The organism is Hufsiella arboris (assembly GCF_009834875.1).
GTDB classification, from domain to species: Bacteria; Bacteroidota; Bacteroidia; order Sphingobacteriales; family Sphingobacteriaceae; genus Hufsiella_A; species Hufsiella_A arboris.
Genome location: NZ_WVHT01000007.1, coordinates 244,291 through 258,382, shown reverse-complemented (window position 1 = coordinate 258,382; position 14,092 = coordinate 244,291). Strand labels below are relative to the sequence as shown.

11 protein-coding genes are annotated in these 14,092 nt (G+C 42.4%); 4 read left to right on the top strand and 7 right to left on the bottom strand.

The genetic code is table 11. From position 1 onward, the window contains the following. Position 1 precedes the first annotated feature (1 nt). Entirely contained in the window at positions 2 to 973 is a 972-nt protein-coding gene (locus tag GS399_RS15570) for a glycosyltransferase family 2 protein (RefSeq protein WP_160845567.1), read from the bottom strand. Next, the gene (locus tag GS399_RS15565) at positions 973 to 2,688 is read right to left on the bottom strand and encodes a carbamoyltransferase family protein (protein WP_160845566.1); all 1,716 of its coding nucleotides are present in this window, start codon (positions 2,686 to 2,688) and stop codon (positions 973 to 975) included. Before GS399_RS15565 ends, GS399_RS15570 begins: the two co-directional genes overlap by 1 nt. 149 nt (positions 2,689 to 2,837) lie before the next feature. On the opposite strand from GS399_RS15565, the gene GS399_RS15560 reads away from it, so the two are divergent. The 3 genes from GS399_RS15560 (at position 2,838) to GS399_RS15550 (ending at position 5,303) form a co-directional block, all read left to right on the top strand. After that, entirely contained in the window at positions 2,838 to 4,037 is a 1,200-nt protein-coding gene (locus GS399_RS15560) for a PQQ-dependent sugar dehydrogenase (protein ID WP_160845565.1), read from the top strand. A gap of 3 nt (positions 4,038 to 4,040) precedes the next feature. Then, positions 4,041 to 5,012 carry an SMP-30/gluconolactonase/LRE family protein gene (locus GS399_RS15555; RefSeq protein ID WP_160845564.1) on the top strand — a complete coding sequence of 324 codons (972 nt, stop codon included), beginning with the start codon at positions 4,041 to 4,043 and terminating at the stop codon, positions 5,010 to 5,012. 66 nt (positions 5,013 to 5,078) lie between these two features. Beyond that, positions 5,079 to 5,303 (top strand): hypothetical protein, encoded by a 225-nt coding sequence (locus GS399_RS15550; RefSeq protein ID WP_160845563.1) that lies wholly within the window; start codon positions 5,079 to 5,081, stop codon positions 5,301 to 5,303. Between the two features lie 64 nt (positions 5,304 to 5,367). Here the strand turns inward: GS399_RS15550 and GS399_RS15545 are convergent, their stop codons facing one another. Then, positions 5,368 to 8,928, bottom strand: coding sequence for a VCBS repeat-containing protein (locus tag GS399_RS15545; RefSeq protein ID WP_160845562.1), 3,561 nt, complete (start codon positions 8,926 to 8,928; stop codon positions 5,368 to 5,370). Positions 8,929 to 9,084: 156 nt separating this feature from the next. On the opposite strand from GS399_RS15545, the gene GS399_RS15540 reads away from it, so the two are divergent. Next, a complete protein-coding gene (locus GS399_RS15540; RefSeq protein ID WP_160845561.1) occupies positions 9,085 to 10,428 on the top strand; it encodes a vanadium-dependent haloperoxidase in 1,344 nt (447 codons plus the stop codon). Positions 10,429 to 10,478: 50 nt separating this feature from the next. Here the strand turns inward: GS399_RS15540 and GS399_RS15535 are convergent, their stop codons facing one another. The 4 genes from GS399_RS15535 to GS399_RS15520 form a co-directional block, all read right to left on the bottom strand. Next, a complete protein-coding gene (locus GS399_RS15535) occupies positions 10,479 to 11,408 on the bottom strand; it encodes a bestrophin family protein (RefSeq protein ID WP_160845560.1) in 930 nt (309 codons plus the stop codon). Between the two features lie 23 nt (positions 11,409 to 11,431). Beyond that, positions 11,432 to 11,899, bottom strand: a complete 468-nt coding sequence (locus GS399_RS15530; RefSeq protein WP_160845559.1) for a hypothetical protein — start codon at positions 11,897 to 11,899, stop codon at positions 11,432 to 11,434. A gap of 95 nt (positions 11,900 to 11,994) precedes the next feature. Beyond that, a complete protein-coding gene (locus tag GS399_RS15525; protein ID WP_160845558.1) occupies positions 11,995 to 13,350 on the bottom strand; it encodes a HAMP domain-containing sensor histidine kinase in 1,356 nt (451 codons plus the stop codon). Further along, positions 13,347 to 14,030 (bottom strand): response regulator transcription factor, encoded by a 684-nt coding sequence (locus tag GS399_RS15520; protein WP_160845557.1) that lies wholly within the window; start codon positions 14,028 to 14,030, stop codon positions 13,347 to 13,349. The genes GS399_RS15525 and GS399_RS15520 overlap by 4 nt, the downstream gene beginning before the upstream one ends. Positions 14,031 to 14,092 lie beyond the last annotated feature (62 nt).

Sequence of the window (14,092 nt, the reverse complement as noted above, 5' to 3'; positions counted from 1 at the left end):
TTCAAATAAATAACACCCGATACTTTACTGCTCCATAAAACTGCCAGTATACCGAAACGAATGGTATAACGGCCGACGTAACCGCCATTTCAGCGATATGGACCAGCGAATGATTTGCTCTGCGCTGCCTCCGGATAAAAAACTCTAGAACAAGCAATAGCCATATAGAAAACGATAATCCAGCTAATGGCTCAACTTTGAAGAATAAGCAGACCAGGAAGCAAAAAAAGGTTAGAACCATTAAATAGTAATTCAACGGCACTTTATTTCCAATCCTATTTTTATAGAGCTTAGGATATTTTTTGTAGAGAAGCGCGTTGAACATACCTTTCTTTTGCTCTTTAATGCTGACGCCCCATTTTGCGGTTCTTACCGGATGAACCACTTCTGCTTCCGGTATCTTTTTAATGGTAATATTATTGGCAAGCAGCTTAAAATGCAGATCGCTGTCTTCCCGCCATGCCATAAAAAAACGTTCGTCAAATCCCCCGGTTTTTATAAGTGCTGCTTTGGTACATATACAATTTGCGGTGATAAATTCGGCCGTTTCCAGGTTAGCCGTGTTCAACTCATAATCGCTCGGATTCTCAGATAAGGGAACGGTCAGCTTTCCTGAACAGGCTATTTCTTCGTTTCCGTTCCAGCAATGAAGTATCGTTTGCAGCCAGGTTGATTTTGGCAAACAATCATCATCAGTAAAAGCAATCAATTTAGCTTTCGCACTAAGCCAGCCCATATTACGCGCCGCCGCCGGCCCCTTTTTATCCGGAAGATAAATGTATGTGAGATTTGCAAAACCAGCTTCTTTCCATGTCCTGACGACTTCCTTCGTTTGGCTATCGAAGCCATCGCCAACAATGACCAGCTCATACAACTGATGATCCAGCGTTTGGATAAACAGGGATTCGATGCACCGTTTCAGTAATTCGGGGCGTTTGTAAGTAGGTATAACAACTGAGACAAGAACTTCCATCACTTTTCGATTAAAAAAGATCCTATCACCAAAGCGTCAAATGCCGATGTCCAGAAACACTCGATCGCGTCTCTCGGCGAACAAACAATAGGTTTACCAAGCGTATTAAACGACGTATTTACTAAAATCGGGACGCCCGTTTTTTCCTTAAATGCTTTTAGTAAACTGTAATATTCGGGATGTTGTTCACGGTTAATTGTTTGGATCCGGGCTGTTCCATCCGTGTGCGTTACAGCTGGAATGAGTTGTTTTTTGTCTTTTTTAACATCATAAACAAACAGCATAAAAGGCGAATACTCAGCCCCATCGAACCATTCATGTGCATCTTCCTGCAGAACTACTGGGGCTACCGGCCTGAAGTCTTCACGGTCTTTCACGTCATTTAAGCGAGCCTGCATTTTTGGGCTTATCGGCGAAGCTAAAATTGACCGGCTGCCAAGCGAGCGCGGACCAAATTCCATTCTTCCCTGGTACCAGCCGATAATTTTATCTTCTGCAAGGATATCCGCTGTTTCATTGGCAATATCATTTAATTTTCGATAAGGAACCTTCGCCCATTTAATGAAGCGCTCAATTGCCTCATCGTCGTAATCAGGTCCCAGATAGACATCGTTCATCACGTAATCCTTTTGCTGGCTTGCGCGCACTTGAACATCAATCCATTGCGCCGCACCGAGAGCTGTACCGGAATCGCCGGCCGCGGGTTGAACCCATATATTTTTGAAAGGGCCTTTATCACGAATGCGGGCATTCATTACACAATTTAAAGCAACGCCTCCAGCCATGCATAAATTATCACTTTTCGTTTCGTTGTGTAACCAATTGACGATTTCAAGCGCTGTTTCTTCTAAAACCATTTGTAAAGAGTGCGCTATATTAAAGTGATGAGCCGTAAATTCTTCATGACGCAAGCGCATCGGCCCAAAGCGATTTTCGAGATTTTCACCGCAAATGGTATACTGGCCTTTTTGCCCGAGCCTGATCATATCCCTGAATTCGTTTACAAATTCCGGCTTACCATAAGATGCAAGAGCCATCACTTTATATTCATCAGATGAATGCAGGAAGCCGAGATGAGTTGTAATTTGCTCGTATAAAAGGCCGAGCGAATGAGGCATATTTACCTGCCCTATCCGGTTCATGTTATTTCCGGCGCCAATGTTGTATGTAGTGGTTGCCAGCTCTCCTCTCCCGTCAAGAGTTAAAATAGCCGCATCCTGAAATGGCGAAGGCAGAAAACAACTCGCGGCATGAGAAATATGATGCTCCACAAAATGCCAGGTAAAATCATCCACACTGGTTCCTCTGAAACGTTTTTGCAAATGATGAGGATACCCGTCTACAAGCTGCGCAGGCGCATTTACGATTGAAGACAGAAAGAGCGGATCCCAGGGCGACAGCCATTTACCATGTGGCTCAGCTCCCAGGGCAAGCGGTATTTCGATAGCACTCTTGTCGCTGTATTCACCGCCAAGTAATAAATATGGATCAAACGAATACGCTACGTGGTCAACTTCGCTCAAATTTATGCCTGCAACACCGAGGCAATAGTCTATAGCATGAAAAGGTAATTCCCAGGTAGCAAACGGAACCGGCCGTTTTCCATGTTTAATATGTGTAAAACGTTCGTCTTCGGCCGCAGCAAGTAAAACTCCGTCACGAAACAGGCAAGCCGCCGAATCGTGGAAGGCGGCATTAATTCCTAATACGTACATATGGCAGCCAGATAGATGTTAGTTTCTAACTTTTAAACAAGAAAAAGGTTTGCCTTGCGATGAACGATTCTTTTCTTTTTTACAATTTCTTTAAAACGCAAAACTTCGTCTTCAATTTTTATGTTACCACTGTATCTACCAGAAAACAAATGAATTACAAATTACTTTCTAAAGCGATTGTACTAATCGCCCCGCTTCTTTATGCGGAAAAAATCGTTGCGCAAAAAGGTCTGCCGCCGGGAAAAGATGTTTCAGCATCTGTCAATACTTCTTTTCCGGAACACATTGATTTTAGCGAATCGCTTTTAAAAAATCTTAAAGTGCCACAGGGATTTAAGGTTGCGATAGCTGCTACCTCCTTAGGCAAACCAAGGATGATGGCCATATCTGATGACGGAACTTTGTATGTTACCCGTCGGGATGCCGGTGATATCCTTATGCTGAAAGACCTGGATAATGATGGACGTTACGAAACATTAAAAACTGCATGGGGTAATTTCGCTGACGTACACGGTATCGCGATACATGACGGAATGCTTTATGGCTGTTCGAGTACGCATTTAAAAAGGGCTAAAATAAATCCCGATGGATCGCTGACAGACACGGTGACCTTGCTTAAAGATTTGCCAGAGGGTGCTCAGCATAACAACCGCGTAATTGCATTTGGCGCCGATGGCAAATTGTATATGACAGTTGGCAGCAGCTGTAATGATTGCGGTGAAACAAATCCGGAACATGCTACCATGTTGGTAATGAATGCTAATGGTAGCGACCGGCGGATTTTCGCCCGCGGGCTTCGAAATACAATCGGCTTTGACTGGCAACCTCAAACCAAGCAGATATGGGGTTGTGATAACGGCACAGACTGGCGCGGCGACGAAATACCGCCAGAAGAACTGAACCAGATAAGTGAGGGAAAGAATTATGGCTGGCCGCAGGTATTTGGCAAACAACAACCTGACTACACCAGAGAAGAACCCCCGGGACAATCTCTGGCAGAGTTCGCCAAAACAACGGAGCCCTCAGTAATGGAATTTCCTGCGCACTCGGCGCCGATTGACTTTAGATTTATGACAGCAGCTAAAACCTTTCCGAAAGACTACCAGGATGATGCCTTGGTTTGCTGGCACGGCTCATGGAACCGTAAGAATCCGGAAGGCTATAAAGTGCAGCGGATAATTTTTGAAAACGGCCGCCCGACGAAAGTCGAAGACTTTTTCTCAGGCTTTTTAAGCGCTGACGGCAAGTCAAGGTTTGGAAGGCCGGCAGGTTTGGTGTTCGCCAAGAACGGTACTTTATTCATCTCTGATGACGAAAATGGAGTCATTTACAGTGTAACTCATCCTTGATTTATGAAAAAGATTAGTTTAACCGGGGCATTGATGCTCGTCATATTATCGTTATCTGTGGCTCAATCCAGGCGGATAAATTTCCAGGCTCCACAGCTTTACCCTGAAGGAATTACTTACGATCAACAAAAAAAGCTATTTTATGTAGGCTCGGTGCGTACAGGGGCAATTGGAAGTGTCGACGAACAAGGTAATTATAAAGAGATTTATAAAAGCAATGACTTGATTTCAAGCTTCGGTATGAAAGTGGTGCCTGCAACAACCCGGTTGTGGATTTGCTTAAGCGATCAGAATCCACTTTACAGTATTTATTCAAGTCCTTCAACCTTAAAAAAAATGGCCCGTGTAATTGCGATTGATTTAAAAACCAATAAAAAAGTAGCCGACGTCGACCTGGCTTCACTTTATAACGGGCCGCATTTTCTTAATGATTTAACCTATGACACGAAGGGAAATCTATATATAACCGACAGCTTTTCGCCGGTAATTTATAAAATCGATCAAAGTGGTAAAGCCAGTATTTTCGCTCAAAATGAATTGTTCAGATCCGCGGCAACCGGATTAAATGGAATTGTGTTTCATCCATCCGGTTTTTTATTAGCTGTTAACAATGGTGATGGCACTATTTTAAAGATAGCAGTCAATAATCCTTCAGATGTTCAAAAAGTAGCGGTCGACAGGCTTTTCTCCGGCGGCGACGGTTTAATTATCGACAAGCAAAACCGCCTTTTAATAGCTCAAAACAAAGGAATAAATAAAGTCTCATGCCTAGAGAGTATCGATAATTGGAAATCCGCTAAGGTTATCGCAGCAACTGATGCTTATGCAAGATTTCAGTTCCCGTCTACAATCGCGCTACAAAACGATAAAATATGGGTTTTAAACGCAAAGTTGGACGAACTAAAGGCAAAAAACAATCCGCCTCCGTCCAAAACTTTTTTCATTCAGCAAGTTGAGCTTAAAGCAGCGAAATAAAATTTATTTTTCAATACCTTTTTGCAAATCAATGCGTTATCTTATAATAAATTAACAATTTACACTATGAAAAATCTACTTAAAAAACCGTTACTTAAAGGTGCTGTGATTCTTGGTTTGGTCGTCGGGTGTGCACCACTAATCAAAGCGAGTTCCTCATTCAATTACTCAGGCAAGTCAACCGAGCTGCAGGATACAACAAAGAAAAAGCACAAAGCAAAAAGCGATTCAACCAAGTGGGATAAAAAAAGCAAGTCTAAATCAGATACAACGAAGAAAGATTCAATGTAGTCTGGCAACTTAAATCTTGAAAAAGCGGAAATCAGTAATGGCTTCCGCTTTTTGTTTTGTCGATTTATTGAATTACGGTTCGTTGAGCGCCTTTGAAATTTATAATAACCACTTTTTTCACATTGTCGCCAACGTTGAGTATTCTGCTGGATTGCGAGAAGTAAGTTGATCCATAATAAAATTCAACACGCCTCTTTAAGCCATTTTTATATTCCACTTCAGCATAAAAATCATCAGGCAATAAACGAATTGTTTTATCAGCTGAGTTTTTAGTATTCGTGCTTTTATAAACTTTTAATTTATCCTGGTTTTGCGAAGCGAGTAACAGATTTTCATTTTTAGCCGTGCGGACCATTGCCAGGCCTTTTCCATCACCATTTACATAGAAGCCGCTTTTAGGCAGCGGAACAGCTGAAAACTTTCCCTTTCCATCGCCTTTTAACATTAGTCCCGAAAATGCATCGTGCCTTCCGCTCACCGGTTCCATGCCGTAGTCGTTGCCAACCATAAGAATATCCAGAAGCCCGTCATTATCAGTATCCAGACTTAGCATACCGTAAATGGGCGCCGCCTGCGCCTGCAATGGCAGTGGTGAAATAACAAACTTTCCGTTACCCTTATTTTCGATATAACTGGTTTGCATGTCATTCGCTTTAAGCTTAATGGCATCTTTCTGGTTTTCTTCTTTCCAGAGATCATTCATCGTTGCTTTTCCGTATGATTTGAACGAAGGAAACTGCTTCCGGAACGAAATTACCTGCGCCACCGCATCGTCACGGGTGCTCATCGGAAATGGCTGCATACTTTCGTCTTCCGCTCTCAGGTAACAAAACACCATGGCATCCGTGGAGCCGTTTTGATCAATATCCTTGGCAAGGATTGTCATCGGCTGATTGTCGGTAGCTTTATAATCCGAATTAAGTCCGAGATTACCGGCAACGTAGTCAATATCACCATCGTTATCAAAATCGCCGGAAACAAGGCTGTTCCACCAACCTAAATGCCCGGGGATGCCGCTCTGCTGCGTTACATTTGTAAAGCCTGATCCTGTATTTTTGTAAAAACTAACCGGCATCCATTCGCCGGCTATAATAAGATCCGGCTTTCCATCGCGATCAAAATCAGACCACAAAGCATCAGTTATCATACCGGCATGCTTCAATTCGGGACAAAGCTGGTCGGTAACATCAGTAAATTTACCCTGGTCGTTTCTAAATAGGAAGCTTTCAGGGGCAAGCGGATATTCGCCCGAAACAACTCTTCCGCCCACAAACAGGTCAAGATCACCATCAGAGTCAAAATCTGCCGCTCTCACACAAGATCCGTTGGAATATTCAATTGGCAGGGCGTTAAAGCTTTTAGAGAAAAAACCTTTTCCATTGTTGATATATAAACGGTCCTGTGACGCTGTATGGCCCTTTTCAAATTCATAACTTCCGCTGACTGCATATAAGTCAAGATCCCCATCGCCATCGGCATCAAAAAGAAGAACGCCGTTATCTTCCTCTTCCTTGAGCGGCTCATTCAGAATACGATTGCTCTTTGTAAATTTGCCGCCAGCATCCTGCATAAAGAATATACCAGGTTTACCTGCTGAACCGCCGATATAGAAATCATCAAACCCGTTGTTATCTATATCACCAACAGCGATACCCGGCCCGTACTGACTCAGTTTATGAGGCAATGTTTGCTGTATATTGTAGTCGATCACATCCGTTTCTTCATGTGTATATTGAATTCCCGATATGCCGGAAGCATCTGCAAACAAAGGCTTTTGCGATTTTTCTTTCCAGTAGATATCAAAAACATCTTTAGCATTTTTATGAAATATTGTTAGCGGCTTATCGGCTTGAATGCCTGTTATTAGCTGACTTTTCCCGTCAGCCCATTGAATTCGCAAAGAATCAATTTGCTTCGTGCCGCCTAATCCAAAGTGAGCTCGCTGGTCGTCGGTCGACAAGTAACCGCGGCAAGGCTGATGCTCATAAAACTGCTGTTTATCACCGTCGTAATATATACGGACTTTAGCTCCGTAGCCTTGCGTGTTCAAACCTTCACCTTTGAATGACACGGTAAGAAAATGATCTCCAGGTTTAATTTTGCTTAGCTGATTTTCGTAGACAAAAGACTCATCGTTAATATTATTTATCACCACATCCAGGTCGCCGTCGTTATCCAGGTCGGCGTAAGCAGCACCATTTGAAAATGCAGGTTTATCGAAGCCCCATGCTTGCGTTTGATTTTGAAAGTTATAGCCGTTCGCGGTATTTTTGAAAGCATAATTAGCGATTTTGACCACCGGAAGTGAATCAACCATTTTTAAGGAAAGATCGGCCTTTCCACCACCCTGGCCGCTATTGTATTCAATATAATCAAGGTTAGTAACGTCGCGCGGAAGGCCGTTTGTAATGATCAGGTCCCGCAAACCGTCGTTATCAAAATCAGCGACAAGCGGAGTCCAGCTCCAGTCGGTTTCATAAACGCCGGCCATATAACCTATGTCATTAAATACAGGATGTTTGTCTGGCGTCATGCCTGAGTTTAGCTGTAAAACGTTGCGCACATATTGGTGCTCATAGCCGAATCTTTTCGCGTTGAAATAATTAAAATATTCGTCGCCGCCTATCATTTCCTTCTTCCTCAAATTCTTTTCAGGAAGCATTTCCAAAGACATGATATCAGGCAAGCCGTCGTTGTTAACATCGACTACGTCGGTTCCCATTGCACTCCAGCCGGCATGCTTCAAATATTCTGAAAGCCGGTTGGTAAATGTTCCATCCTGGTTATTGATATAAAGAAGATCGTTTGCTACAAAGTCATTACTTACATAAACGTCGGGCCAGCCATCCATGTTAAAGTCAGAAATTGTTGCTGAGTGCCCCCAGCCTTCTATTTGTATTCCAGCTTTTTTTGAAACGTTGGTAAAAGTTCCGTTTCCATTATTCTGATATAAACGATCGGTATTAAGGGCCGATCCGTCAGTTACCTTTGGCCTAAATTTTATAGGTGTTTTAGGGTCATTCAATTCATTCGTAACGAGATACATATCCAGATCTCCGTCCAGATCATAGTCAAAAAATTCAGCCTGTGTGCTGTAACCCGTATCTGCAAGCCCATAGCTTTGAGCGGATTCCTTAAAGGCTGGCACCCCTTCTTTATTAACGCCCTGGTTAATATACAGAAGATTGGTTCGTCTTTTTACATCTTTACGAAACGATGTACACACATAAATATCCAGTAATCCATCAGCATTTATATCGACCACTGAAACACCGGTACACCATCTGCCCTCACCGCCAACACCGGCGGCATCTGTAACATCGTCAAATTTCAGCGAACCCTTGTTAAGATATAGTTTATTTGAAACCATATTGCCGGCGAAATACATGTCGGGCAAACCATCATTATTGAAATCGCCGATACCAACGCCGCCGCCATTGTAAAGATTTGCCTGGTTTAAGATGTTTGTTGTATCGCTCTCTGTTATAGTATTAGTAAATGTGACGCCCGTTTCTGATGATGGCAGCAATCTAAAAAGTGTATTTGCCTTTTTACCTGAGCATCCGCAGATCAACGCGAGCAGAAAAAAGCACGCGAAATTAATTCGGTTATAGATTTGATTCATTACGGTTAGTTAGGTTTTGTCAGTATGTTCTCTAATATCTTAAAACCGGGGCGAACTTTAAGATCAATTTTCAAACCTGAAATATCACTGGTATTTGTGACAAATAAAAGAGATTTCTTTAATTTTGAGGGTAAGCCTCGAAATCAAAACCACTTAATGAAATTTTCGCCCTTCTTTTTGCTTGTCATCTTATGTCTGAATTGCTGCAAAACAAACGATTGGAAAAAAGAGTCAAGCAATCCTGAATTTTTGCACAGATCGGTTAAGTTGATGACTGATGTGATGGTACACGACATTTACTCCCCTCCTGTTGCCAGCCGTACTTACGCTTATATCAACATTGCCGGCTATGAAGCAGCAATCCACGACAATCCGGCATATCGTTCTCTTGCGGGCCAGGCACATGGCTTAACGGCTTTTCCACAGCCCGATAAAAACAAGAAATATGCTTTTCAGCTGGCCGCAGTCAACGCAATTTTAACGGTAGGCAAGACGATGGTTTTGTCTGAAGGACGGGTTGACCAATTTAAAGAGCAAATTTTAAATGAGTTTAAAGAAACCGGAATGCCTGATGAGGTATTTAACAATTCACTGGAGTTTGGAAACCAGGTAGCTCAGCATGTAATTAAATGGTCAAAATCAGACAATTATAAGCAAACCCGCTCGCTGCCAAAATACACGGTGAAAGATGATTCAGCGAGTTGGAAGCCGACGCCGCCGGGATATATGCGAGCTGTGGAGCCTCACTGGAACAAAATCCGCACGTTCATTATTGACTCGGCTCAACAATTTAAGCCTACGCCGCCGTTTCCTTTTTCAATGGATAAAAGCAGCCCATTTTACCATGAAGTTTTAGACGTGTACCATGTAGTGGCACAAGCAACGTCCCTGCAAACCGAAATAGCCAATTTCTGGGATTGTAACCCGTTTAAGCTAAATATCAACGGACATGTGATGTACGCTTCGAAAAAAATCTCTCCCGGCGGTCATTGGATTAATATTACCCGACTGGCCTGCAAGCGGCAAAATGCGGATTTTGTGCGTTCCGCAGAGGCTTACGCCAGGTTGTCGATAACTTTGGCCGATGCATTCATCGGCTGCTGGCATGAAAAGTACCGCAGTAAGGCCATCAGACCTGAAACCGTAATTAATCAGTACATCGATCAAAAATGGGCACCGCTTCTTCAAACACCGCCATTTCCCGAATACACAAGTGGCCACAGTGTTATTTCGGCTGCATCGGCGGTTGTTTTAGCAAAATTATTCGGTAATAATTTTGCTTTTACTGATTCAACAGAAACCGAATTTAAACTGCCGCCGAGGAAATTTAAATCCTTTGATCATGCCGCGCAGGAAGCTGCTATCAGTCGCTTTTACGGCGGCATACACTATATGTCGTCGATCAGGAACGGATTATCTGAAGGCAATGAAATCGGACTTTATATTTCGCAACGCTTAAATACCAGAAGTCGAAATACGGACATCGCGGTATTAAAATAAAAAACCCGGCAAATCAGATTTGCCGGGAACACTAACTAACTAAATCAACCTTACAAAATATAAAACATAACTTGTTTCCTGGATGATGCTGAAGGCACTTCAACGTCCCTGGCGTACTCATCCTTAAGCAATTCTCTTAAATCTTCCTCGATCTTCCGGCTGATCGTCGTAGTTGGCGTATCTGTAGGCTTATTTTCGAATGGATCCTGGAGATGAATGGCCATCTTTTCAATCAAAAAGAAGGACGATGAAATGGCCACAACCAGCGGAACTTGAAATACACCAAAAGATTCGATCAGCCCGAAAGGTAAAAGCATCACAAAAAGTATAACTAAAAAGTGAATATAAACGCTGTATGTCGCAGGGAACACCGTATTTTTTATCCGCTCACAACCGCCCATTGCATTCGAGAAACGTGTAAGCGTTTCATCCATAGCTACCTGCTGATATTCATTGATCCAGTTCATGCGAAGCAGCAGACGCAGGTCATTAGCATGCTGTTCCATCAATGCCAGCGGTACATTTTTTAATTTCTTAAGCGCTGAATTCTCTTCTTCTGAAATGTAGTTTTTTAAACTTTGATGAGCATTTTGCCCGCGCAATTGCTGACTAAGGCTATAGCACCAGGCGATTTGTCTTTTAATCAAGCGCTCTTTCATTGCGTGCTTATTCTCTTCATCATAAGAGTTATCGATAAACGACAAGACCTGCCGGGCGAATGAACGCGAATCATTCACAATCGCTCCCCAAAGGGTTCTTGCTTCCCACCAACGGTCGTACGCCTGGTTTGACCGGAAGGCAAGCAATAACGATATGATAGTTCCCAAAATCGCCGGAACCGCAATAGGAATCGAAACGCCGGGAAATCCATAGTAGGTATGAGCGGCATAAACGGCAATCGAATAAATAGTGAGGACGGCGATTTCCTTCCTGATCTTACCGAAAACGTAGCTTACCGGTATATTATCTTTAAGTAGCATAACAATTTTTTAGGGGTTAGTCATTACACCAATTCTTCTAGCTGCGAATGTTCAGCAACCGGTGTTTTGTAATTACGGACATTGACAACCCTATACCCGCAACGGCCAAGAAGCGCGGCAGGATCGATGCTCATCTTGTGTACAAGCTGGTAAGATTGATCGGGCTTGATAATTTCATCGACCTCGTGTGTTTCCAGAAAATCTTTAAAAACAGCGACTGTACTTCCGTAAAAAAATTCAATTTCTATTGAAACGATATTTTCAGTAAATGTCCTTTTTAAAACCGCGCACGTGTTATAAAAATCTTCAGATATATTTTTGTATTCGGCGGATCTCCTGGAAAGCATCAACAGATCCTGCATTGAATCGGTTACTTTCATAACGTGTACCAAAACCAGTTTGAGCTTTTTCGATGGATTGCACGCCACAATGGATGGGATACAATCAAGAGATTTAAGTGTAAAATCTGTTGGAATTAAAATCGTTTTCATGGCATTAATTATTTAGCTGATTAAATTGTTTATACACAATTGTAGCTAGCAGTAATTAACGGCACCTAAGAAACTTATTAGAATTTGATTAGAATTTACGCTTCGGCAACTGGCAGCAGAACCTGTATTTCGGTTCCTGCATTTTCCTCGGAGCGGATGGCGATCGTGCCTTTGTGAAGTCGAATAATATTAAGGGTAAGCGGTAAGCCTACGCCGTGCCCTTGAAATTCATGCGTATTCGAAGCCCGGAAAAAAGGATCGAAAATATATTGCTGTTCGTTTAACGGAATACCAATTCCATCATCCGTCACCGAGATGATGATTTTCTTATGCTCAACGTATAGCTTAATCGAAACAAGTTTATTTTGCGAGTATTTACATGCATTATTAATGATGTTTGTAATCGCCAGGCGCAGCAAATTATTATTACCGTTCACATGAAGCATGTTCTCATTTTCCGGCAGATCATTAAAATCAACCTGTATCTTACTGTCAATATTTATTTTTCTTACCGCCTCAACGGACAGCCAGAGCAGTTCGTCAATCCTGATCTTTTGCCAGTTTTGCTTTTTCCCGTCAAACCCTGATTGAGCCAAGAGCAGCAGGCTATTTAGTATCTGCGTCAGTTTGTCCGTTTCGCTATGGATAAGATTCAGCGTCTCTTTTGTGGTGACTGTTAAATCATCTTTAGACAACGCAAATTCGAGCTCACTGTTAATTATCGTCAGTGGCGTTCTCAATTCATGCGATGCATTGCTGACGAAGTTATTCTGCGTTGCGAAGGCCGTTTCGAGCCTGTTAAGCATATTGTTAAACGTATGCGTTAATTCCGCTATTTCGTCCTTCCCTGCAGGCTCATCTAAACGAAGGTGTAAATTATTTGAGGTGATGATCTTTACCTGATCCGTTAGTTTTCGGACCGGATTAAACGTGTATGAAGAAAACATCTTCCCTACAAAAAACGCGATGATCAGCGAGCCAAGGAACCCAATAAAAAGTATACGTTGTAATTCCTGGATTTCACTTAAACCATAAGGATTTAGTGCCGATACAACCACCAGGTATTTTTGATTGGCTTTTGAAAATATCTTGCCAGCGAAAAATTGGTTGTTGGTTCTGTATTGCGCCGTGCCCAGCTTCGTCACTTCGAAAAAAAATTCATTGGGCAGCGTAGTATTTTTGAAACTTCCGGAAGAATCCGCTTTTATAAGCTGCTCTTTTTCCGAATCAAGTTTCTCCAGGTACCTGTTTCGTACTTCTGAGTAAGCGGTACTTTTTTCGCCGGGAAAAAGCCTGATCTGAGCTGTTAGGTTTACCCTGGTTTCAAGCCGTTTAAAAAAGTCCGCGTAATTGAATTGATACTCAAAATATAAGATGAACGCATTCAGCAAAATGAGTATCCCGGTTGACAGAGTGAGAAACAGCAGGCTTATTTTGGTTTGAATCTTCATGCATCACTTTCTTTCATGATATATCCCATTCCAAAAACCGTGTGGATGAGTTTATTCGGATTTTCCTTATCAATCTTCTTCCTTAGATAGTTTACGTAAACGTCCACCACATTTGTTCCCAGGTTAAAATCGATGTCCCAAACGTTTTCTAAAATTTGTATACGAGATAATACTTTCCGCTGATTTTTTACAAAATACTCCAGCAGGCGATATTCTGTAGGCGTTAAATTGAGTGAAGCGCCTTTTATCGTTACCAACTTAGCTTCGGTATCAATTTCGAGATCGGCGATTTTGCTGATGTTAGCCGGCATTGGCATTTTCCCATTTTGCCGCCTCATTAAGGTACGGATGCGTGCCGCAAGTTCAATCATTTTGAACGGCTTCACCATATAATCGTCGGCCCCGCTGTCAAGTCCGGTTACGATATTTTCGGTTGAATCAAGAGCGGTGAGCATAAGGATAGGAACTGATTGCTTTTTCTCCCTGATCAGCTGACAAATCTGGATGCCGTCCATTAACGGAAGCATCAAATCCAGAATGATAAGTTCAAACGGATAATCCGTTGCCATTTGCAGGCCCGTAAGTCCGTTTGATGCAATACTTGTTTCAAAACCAATGTCTTCAAGCCCGCGCTTTATTGCGGATGCTACATTAGGTTCATCTTCAATTATTAATATCATCTACTGGCTTTTAAAAAATGAGCATAATCAGCGGCTAAAACCCACTGATTATGCTCATGGCA